Origin of the sequence: Nocardia aurantia, from assembly GCF_009604425.1 — a bacterium.
GTDB classification, from domain to species: Bacteria; Actinomycetota; Actinomycetes; order Mycobacteriales; family Mycobacteriaceae; genus Nocardia; species Nocardia aurantia.
On the sequence record NZ_WEGI01000013.1, the window covers coordinates 333,839 to 342,107 of the forward strand.

Genomic DNA, 8,269 nt, shown 5'->3' on the forward strand with positions numbered 1-8,269 from the left:
CATCGCCGGGTCAGTGGAACCGCCGCGGAACGAGTCCGGGCTCATCCGAAACGGAAGCCGAAGAGTCCGCCGGTCTCCGACTCATCGGTCAGGCGGCTGTCGAGGACATACGGTCGTGGATCGAAGGTTCCATTGCTCTGGAGTTCGACACTAGCCAGGAAGTCGGAGTTGAGAGTCACGATGTACTGGAACCCGTACTTTTCGGCGAGCCTTGCTCCGATGTGCAGGCAGGACGCGACTTGCCGGCCATCGATGGCATCGAACAAGTGACTGTCGTGAACCAGAATCCGCGGTGCTCGCTGCGCTTTGATCGCGGATATCGTGCAGACGATGTCCAGCATGAACGTTTCGACGCTGCGAACTCCTGAACTCGCGTCACCCGAGATCTGCGGTTCGACGGCGAGGATGCCCTTAGGGCCGGCGGAAACGAGCAACGAAGCCTCGCGATCGGTATAGATCTCCGCACCCAGCTCGCCGAAGAGTGAGATCGACTCGTAGAGTTGCTCCTCGCGTTCGTGCATCTCGGCTCGAATCGCAGCGACGAGCTGAGCCGTTTTCAGCTTGATCGTGTCGCTGATCATACTGATCGACTGAGCCGCATCGAGTCGTCGTTCCAGATCGGCGGCGTCGGCTTCACGCTGAGCGAGATCGCGCTGCGCGCTCAGGAACGTATCGAGTGCGACGGTTTCGCTCAGCAATTGCATGACCTGTGATCTCTGCTGGTCCAGTCGTCGACGTTCCTGGTCGATCGTGGTGAGCCGAGACCGTACCGCGATCAATTCCTGTTCGAGGAACAGTCGTCGATTACGCACGACGGATTCGTGGAAAGCGGCTACGTCCTCGTAGCGCCGCGTGACCGTATCAGGCAGGACCAGTCCGATTTCAGCGTAGACACGCCCGAGCCGAGCGGTCAGGTCGTCGCTTGCGGTCGAAGTCACCTCGTCCTGCAGCGTTTCCTCCAGCTCCCGCACCCGCCTTTGCAGCGAGAGTCCTTCATCGTTGAGGAGCCGGATTGCGCCGGAAAGACGATCGGCTTCTCGCTGATGATCCGCATAGCGCTCGTCGACCTTGAACGCGCGGAGATCATCTCGCATCCGATCGCGTTGCCGCCGAGCAGTCGCAAGTTGGGCGCGGAGGGAGGACTCATCCAGAGAGAGATGCGCAAGGGCACCTTCTTGGATCGCCTTCCGGATCGCCTTCCGCTGTTTGTCGAGCCGATCGAGATCACCGGCCCGGCTGAGAATTTCCGGTGACAGGCCCAGCATGAACCCCAACTTGACGCCGGATTCCCAATCGGATTCGGCATGGTGTCCCTTGATCGGGTTACCGAAGTACGTCCGAATCAATTGGGCCCACAGCTGGCCGTTCGTCGGGCGCGTGACGTCTCCGGGGATATGGAAGACGCTGCGCGACAACAAGTCCTTCCAATCGTCGAGGCGTAGGGGATTATTCGTCTCGACTTCCGGCCAGCCGGAAAGTTCAACCTTGTTGCTCGCGGACACTGTGCGAGCAATGGATACCTCCTCCGCATCGCCGTGGTTGTGTCCCGGGAGTACGACCCGTGCGGTGAAGCGGTGTTCCGACAGTTCGGTGGCCTTGAACTCCGGGGGAAGGTCTCCGCCGAGGAGATAGCGCAGGATCTTGACGAAGCTTGTCTTGCCGCTGCTGTTCCTGGTCTCCCCGTGTTCCGACGCCGCAGTGCGATCGGCGAGCAGGATGTTCAGTCCCGGATGAAAGCTCAGGGTCTTGAATCGCCGGTCGGAGGCGGAGAGTTCACTGAGAAACATCGGCGCGCCTCAAGTACCCGTCATCGGAGGTCTCGATCAGCTTCATCGCGTAGAGGGATGCGAGCGCCAGTGCGAACCAGTCGAAGGTGATCCGCCGTGGTGTCCTCGACGACCGCCGCCGAACACGATAGCGCTCCCACAGGGCTGACACCGACATCGGTGCGTGGAGTTCTTCGAGCAGTTCGGAACCGACCGTGATCAGGGCGCGCTCCGGCGATACTCCCTTAGTGGGCAAGAGCATCGGACACCTCCGCCTCCGACGCCGTCGCTGTGACGGCCGGCATCTCGAAGATATGGCACGAGTCGAAAAAGTAGGACACCACCGAGAAAGCGGCATTGGCCCGTGTGCCGTCCATGCGTACATTCGGTCCGGCGATCGCCACGTACAGCCGTTCGAGGATCTCGGCCGGATTCGATGTGACGGCTCGTGCTTCCGAGTACAGGGCTCGGAACCGGTCGCCGTGCGCGTCGTACAGTCCAGGGTCCGACGCGTCCTCATACCACCGATCGATCCGGGTCGCCAGACGCCGACCGTAGTTGAACTCGGCACGGCTGGCCTCGGGTAGTGCGTTGAAATCCATTTTGCTTGCCGGAACAGGCAGCACAGGATGTACGGATGAGACTGTGGCACTTGCGGTGCCGAGCGAGTCGAGCAGGGGGATCAGGTCGGCGAGTTCGATGTTCGCGATGCCGGGTGCTCCTGGAAACAGTTCGTCGAGGACTGTCGCTCCCAGTCCGGCGACAATGTCGAGCCACAACTTGTCCGTGTCGAAGCGCCGAATTGTCAGTGGACGCGGGGAGGCCGGGCCATGCGCTTGCTGAAGGTCGATGATGACGGCCGATGCCCTCGGGCCGATCGGCGCGTTGGTCACGAATCGCCAGGTATGGAAGGACGGCCACTGGTCGAGTGCCCGCGCGAAGTCCTTGCCGATCTTCTTGGCGAGCTCGCGCTCCGCATCGCGGCCGGGCCGTTGTCCGTAGCAGGCATACGCGATCGTCCCGGCCTCGGCCAGCCCGTCGCATCCGCCATCGCCGAATCGGCCCGTCGGGGCCGGGTTGACGAAGTCGTCGTGAAAGCGGGCGAGCACTTTCTCGACGTAGCTCTCGAAGAGGGTGCCGGATCTGGTGCATTCCTGCTGATGGCGACTGCGGTACCAGTCGAGCCAGTTGGCGGTCGGTAACACCGGTATCTCCATCGCAGTCCCCCTCATGCCCTCCGTGTGCGGTTCGCCGCAGCCAGGTTACCGGCAAACCAGGTGAAATAGCACTTGGGTATCAACGCGGCGTAGGCGAGTGAACTGCCGTGATCTGAACGCGCGCAACGGGTTTCTCAGTGCCGGGTCAGTGGGACCGCTGCGGTGAGGTGGGTCAGCTTGTCCGGGTTGCGGATGTAGTACAGGCCGGCGATTCGGGCGTCCTCGATTCGGGCGATCATGATGCCGTCGAGTTCGCCGTTCAGGCGGAGGGCCAGGGCCGGATTGCCGTTGATGACAACGGGTTCGGTGGTGAGGGTTTCGGCGGTGCGGGTCAGGCCGCCGGTGAGGAAGCGCAGGACGCGCTCGGCGCCGACGACGGGGCGCAGGGCGGCCTGTTTGCGGCCGCCGCCGTCGCTGAGGACGACCACGTCGGGGGCGAGGACGTCGAGCAGGCTCCGGAAGTCGCGGGTCTCCAGGGCGTGCCGGAACGAGTCCAGGGCGGCCCTGGTCTCGGCGGGGGTGACCGCGGCGCGGGGGCGGCGGGCGTCGACGTGGTTGCGGGCGCGGTAGGCGATCTGGCGGACCGCCGCGGGGGTCTTGCCGAGGGTTTCGGCGATCTCGTCGTAGTCGATGCCGAAGGCCTCGCGCAGGACGAACACCGCGCGCTCGGTCGGTGCGAGCGTTTCCAGCACCAGCATCAGGGCCATCGAGACGCTCTCGGCCAGTTCGACGTCCTCGGCGACGTCGGGGGTGGTGAGCATCGGTTCCGGGAGCCAGGGGCCCACGTAGGACTCCTTACGGCGTTGCAGGGTGCGGAGGCGGTTCAAGGACTGGCGGGTGGTCATCCGGACCAGGTACGCGCGGTGGTCGCGCACCTCGCCGAGATCGACCCCGGTCCACCGCAACCAGGTCTCCTGCAGCACGTCCTCGGCGTCGGCGGCGGAGCCGAGCATCTCGTAGGCCACGGTGAACAGCAGGTTGCGGTGGGCGAGGAAGGTCTCGGTCGCCGGGTCCGCGGGATGGTCGAGCATGTCTCGATCCTCGCTCCGCGTGCCCTTCCGGTCAGAACCGGCCCCAGGCGATGAACGCCGCGAGCACGAGATAGCCTAGGTTGAGCACGACCAGCGCGTACTGGCCGAGCCGGCCGTGGGTGATCATCGCGCCGATCATCAGTGCCACCCAGCACAGGGCCGTTATCGGCACCAGGACCGGCGCGATGTCCAGCGCCCGGGGCAGGATCAGGCCCGCGGTGGCGAGCAGTTCGAGGACGCCCAGGGTGCGGACGAAGCCGGTCGCGGCGTGGGCGGTCCATTCCCCGCCGTGTGCCGCGGCCAGCTTCTCCTTGGGCAGGAACGTCTTGGTGATGCCGCCGGCCAGGGCCACGACGGCCAGCAGTCCGGTGACGATCCACAGGGCGATGTTCACGATGTTCTCCTTGTTTCAGCGGTTCGTCGTGAAGACACCGCCGCCGCTGGGGCCGTAACAGCCTGTGACGGGGATCACCGTGTGGGTAGGTCCGGGCGCAGTGCGGGTGTGTACGTCTCCACCCTGGTGCGCAGGTCTGTGACGTGGTCCGGGCCGGCGCCCACGAACGGGTCGAGGCCGACCGGGTCCAGGCCGGCCACGCGGCCCACCCGGTCGCGGTCCACCGGATCGAACACCGGCGAATCCCGTTGATCCAGAATCTCTTTCGCCTGTCGCTGTAGGGCGGCCGCGTATCCCGGGTCCTGGGTGGCGGGGTGGGAACACAGTGTATCCGGCTGCCGATCGTTGAAAAAATCTGCGCCACAAGAGAATTCCGCGCAACCGCCGGGGCGGACATCATGTCCGGTCCGGCGCGGCGGAGGTGATCGCGCGCCGGTCGCCCGAAACGACCGGGTTGCCGGAAATACGCGAAGTGGCGTCGTACGGTAGGAAACATGTTCACCATCAGCGATCCGAAGGTGCGCGCGTTCCTCACCGAGGGCACCCGCACCGCCAAGCTTGCGGTGACGTCTTCCGACGGGCGGCCGCTGATCAATCCGGTCTGGTTCTTCCTCGACGGCGACGATCTGGTGTTCAACACCGGCAAAGGCACGGCGAAAGGGCGGGCGATCATGCGGGATCCGCGGGTCGCGCTCTGCGTCGACCTGGAGGCGCCGCCGTACGCCTATCTCCAGGTACAGGGTGTCGCCACGCTCTCCGAGGATCCCGGGGAGCTGCTGCGCACCGCCACCGCGATCGGCGGCCGCTACATGGGGGCGGGGCGGGCCGAGGAGTTCGGCCGCCGCAACGCGGTGCCGGGTGAGCTGGTGGTCCGGGTGCGGCCCGGCAAGATCCTCGGCGGTTTCAACATGACCGGGTAGCGGATCGGCCGGGCCGGTGCGGTGCATACACTGCGACGACGCCGGCCCGGCTGCGGAAAGGACCCATCATGACCGTGCATTTCATCGGGGCGGGCCCGGGCGCCGCCGACCTGCTGACCGTGCGGGCGGTGCGCTTGCTCGCGAATTCGCCGGTCTGCCTGTACGCGGGCACCTACCTCGATCCGGAGGTGCTCGCGCACTGTGCCCCGGGCGCCGAGCTGATCGATACGCAGCACCTGGACCTGGATCGGATCACCGAACTGCTGGTGCGGGCGCACGCCGAGGGTAAGGATGTGGCGCGGTTGTGTTCCGGCGACCCGTCGCTGTACTCCGCCCTGACCGAGCAGACCCGCCGCCTGGACGCGCGGGGCGTGCCGTGGGACGTCACCCCGGGCGTGCCCGCCTACGCGGCCGCCGCCGCCCGGCTCGGCGCCGAACTCACCGTGCCGGAACTCGTGCAATCGGTCGTGCTGACCCGCACCCGGGCCCGGTCCACCGCGATGCCGGAGTCGGAGGCGCTGGCCGGCTTCGCCCGCACCCGAGCCACGCTGGTGCTCCATCTGGCGATCACGCGGATCCGGGTGCTCGCGACCGAACTCGTCGCCGAGTACGGCGCCGACTGTCCCGCGGTCGTCGTGTACCGGGCCAGTCAGCCCGAGGAGCTGGTCCTGCGCGGCACCCTGGCCGATATCGCCGATCGGGTGGAGACGGCCGGATTGCGGCAGGCGGCGGTGATACTCGTGGGCCGGGCGCTGGCGACTGCGCCGGTGTGCGCCGAATCCCATCTGTACGACCCGGCCCGCGAACGTCACACCCTCTCCGGATGACTCGATCGGTCCAGGTCGGAGGGTATGGCCGAAGTGTCCGAAACGGTTGCCGTACTCGGAGTTTCGGCTATCTCGGCGCGAAGTCCAGCTATGATGCACGTCGGCTATGAACCTTCCGCCTCGAAGCCCGTGTGGGGACGGTAGATTGGTCCGGTGGTCAGCAGCAACGTTCAGCGAGTGGTCTATCCGTGGCCGTCGGGCATGGTCGGTCCGATGTAACAGCACCGGCCCATGGGGCGGATACGTCCTGTGAGCGTTTTTGTCTGATTGAAATTCGAAGTGTGTCCCGAACGCGGGCGCCACGCTGGTACAGGTGAGCGTCGCTGTCGGTGTGCCATTGGGGAGCGCCACGCGGGTGTTCCGGAAGCGAGGTTGACGGTTGGACCGGCTGGATTTCGGCGGAAACGGCGAAGCTGGCAACGAGGTAACCAGGCCGGTTTCGGAGGCGGACCTCTTCCCGCTGTCGCCGGCGCAGCTCGGTATCTGGTATGCCCAGCATCTGGATCCCGAGGTGCCGATCACGATCGCGCAGTACGTGGATCTGCGTGGCGCCCTCGATGTGGAGCTCCTGAGCCGCGCGGCGCTGGAGGCCTCCCGCGAGCTCGGGTCCGGTCTGTTGCGGATCGTCGAGCGCGACGGTGAGCCCCGGCAGTACGTCGACATCGACTTCGACGACCGGGTCGGCTATGTGGATCTGCGCGGGGAGTCGGATCCGGAGGCCGCGGCCGTGGCGTGGATGCGCGCGGAGTACGGGCGCCCGCTGGATGTGTTGTCGGATCGGCTGATCCGCTCGGTGGCATTGCAGCTGTCCGATGAGCGCTGGTTCTGGTACGTGCGGGCGCATCACATCGCGATGGACGGCTTCGGCGCGATGGTGAACATGCAGCGGATCGCCGAGCGCTACACCGCCTACGTATCCGGGGCAGAGGTTCCGGATGCGAAGATCTCCGGACTGCGGTCCCTGGTCGAGAACGAACTCGCCTACCGCGACTCGCCCCGATTCCGGTCGGACCGCGAGTACTGGGCGCAGAAGGTCGCCGGGCTCGAGGCCGGATCCGGGCTGACCGGGCGGTCGGCCCCGCCGGCCGCGGCCAATCGGGTGGTCTCGGCAGCGCTGTCCGAGGACCGGCACGCGGAACTGGACGCCGCGGTGGCCCGGTTCGACTCGTCGCCGGCGGGCCTGCTGCTCGCGGCGTTCGCGACGTATCTGGCGCAGTGGACCGGAACCGACGAGGTCATCCTGAGCCTGCCGGTGACCGGGCGCGTCACGGCGGCGATGCGCCGCGCGGGTGGCGCCACGTCGAATATCGTGCCGTTGCGGTTGCGGGTCGGTCATGAGACGACGATCGCGCAGTTGCTGGCGCAGGTGACGGTCGAGGTGTCGGGGGCGTTGCGGCATCAGCGGTACCGGCACGAGGACATCCGCCGCGACGCCGCCGGGGACGGGGTGGTGTCGACCGAGTTCTTCGGTCCGTGGGTGAACATCATGCTGTTCCACGACCAGCTCACCCTGGGTGACCTGTCGGGACAGATGCATGTGCTGTCGACCGGGTCGATCGAGGATCTGGGCGTCAACTTCTACCAGACCGAGGGCGGCACCCACACCCGCATCGACTTCGAGACCAACCCGAACCTCTACACCGACGCCGAGACGCGCGACCACCACGCGCGGTTCCTCGAATTCTTCCAGCGCTTCGCCGCCGCCGACGCCGCGACGGCCGTGTGGTCGTTGCCGATCACCACTGAGAGCGAACTCGATCGGACTCTCGCGGCGTGGAACGACGCGGAGCACGACGTTCCTGTCACCACGTTGCCGGTGTTGCTGGATCGGCAGATCAAGGCCACTCCGAAGCATGTCGCGCTGGCGTTCGAGGACGACACGCTCACCTACGCGGAGTTCGGTGCGCGGGTCAACCGGCTGGCGCGGCGGTTGATCGCTGATGGTGTGGGGCCGGAATCGCTTGTCGCCCTGGGTATGCGGCGATCGCTGGACCTGGTGATCGGTATGCACGCGGTGTTGCGGGCCGGTGGCGCGTATGTGCCGATCGATCCGGATCACCCGGTCGAGCGCACCGCCTACATTCTCGACAGCGCCGATCCGGTGTGTGTGCTCA

General features: G+C 66.3%; 9 protein-coding genes. 3 read left to right on the top strand and 6 right to left on the bottom strand.

Annotated elements, in window-relative coordinates; translation table 11 throughout:
* Window positions 1-41: 41 nt before the first annotated feature.
* From NRB56_RS29670 to NRB56_RS29695, 6 genes are all read right to left on the bottom strand, one after another.
* Entirely contained in the window at window positions 42-1,787 is a 1,746-nt protein-coding gene (locus NRB56_RS29670; RefSeq protein ID WP_153347582.1) for an ABC-three component system protein, read from the bottom strand.
* Window positions 1,774-2,028: an ABC-three component system middle component 6 gene (locus NRB56_RS29675; protein ID WP_153347583.1), complete on the bottom strand. Its 255-nt coding sequence runs from the start codon at window positions 2,026-2,028 to the stop codon at window positions 1,774-1,776. The genes NRB56_RS29670 and NRB56_RS29675 overlap by 14 nt, the downstream gene beginning before the upstream one ends.
* The gene (locus NRB56_RS29680; RefSeq protein ID WP_153347584.1) at window positions 2,012-2,983 is read right to left on the bottom strand and encodes an ABC-three component system protein; all 972 of its coding nucleotides are present in this window, start codon (window positions 2,981-2,983) and stop codon (window positions 2,012-2,014) included. Before NRB56_RS29680 ends, NRB56_RS29675 begins: the two co-directional genes overlap by 17 nt.
* Before the next feature lie 134 nt (window positions 2,984-3,117).
* The gene (locus tag NRB56_RS29685; RefSeq protein WP_153347585.1) at window positions 3,118-4,014 is read right to left on the bottom strand and encodes an RNA polymerase sigma-70 factor; all 897 of its coding nucleotides are present in this window, start codon (window positions 4,012-4,014) and stop codon (window positions 3,118-3,120) included.
* A 31-nt stretch (window positions 4,015-4,045) separates the two neighbouring features.
* Window positions 4,046-4,408, bottom strand: a complete 363-nt coding sequence (locus NRB56_RS29690; RefSeq protein WP_319943728.1) for a DoxX family protein — start codon at window positions 4,406-4,408, stop codon at window positions 4,046-4,048.
* Between the two features lie 74 nt (window positions 4,409-4,482).
* Window positions 4,483-4,644 carry a hypothetical protein gene (locus NRB56_RS29695; RefSeq protein WP_227838433.1) on the bottom strand — a complete coding sequence of 54 codons (162 nt, stop codon included), beginning with the start codon at window positions 4,642-4,644 and terminating at the stop codon, window positions 4,483-4,485.
* A 258-nt stretch (window positions 4,645-4,902) separates the two neighbouring features.
* Here NRB56_RS29695 and NRB56_RS29700 point away from each other — a divergent pair, with 258 nt between their 5' ends.
* The 3 genes from NRB56_RS29700 to NRB56_RS29710 form a co-directional block, all read left to right on the top strand.
* Window positions 4,903-5,328, top strand: coding sequence for a PPOX class F420-dependent oxidoreductase (locus tag NRB56_RS29700; protein WP_153347586.1), 426 nt, complete (start codon window positions 4,903-4,905; stop codon window positions 5,326-5,328).
* Between the two features lie 68 nt (window positions 5,329-5,396).
* Window positions 5,397-6,155 carry a precorrin-4 C(11)-methyltransferase gene (cobM, locus tag NRB56_RS29705; protein WP_153347587.1) on the top strand — a complete coding sequence of 253 codons (759 nt, stop codon included), beginning with the start codon at window positions 5,397-5,399 and terminating at the stop codon, window positions 6,153-6,155.
* 379 nt (window positions 6,156-6,534) lie between these two features.
* On the top strand, window positions 6,535-8,269 hold a 1,735-nt coding region (locus NRB56_RS29710; RefSeq protein WP_153347588.1), incomplete at its 3' end, for a condensation domain-containing protein.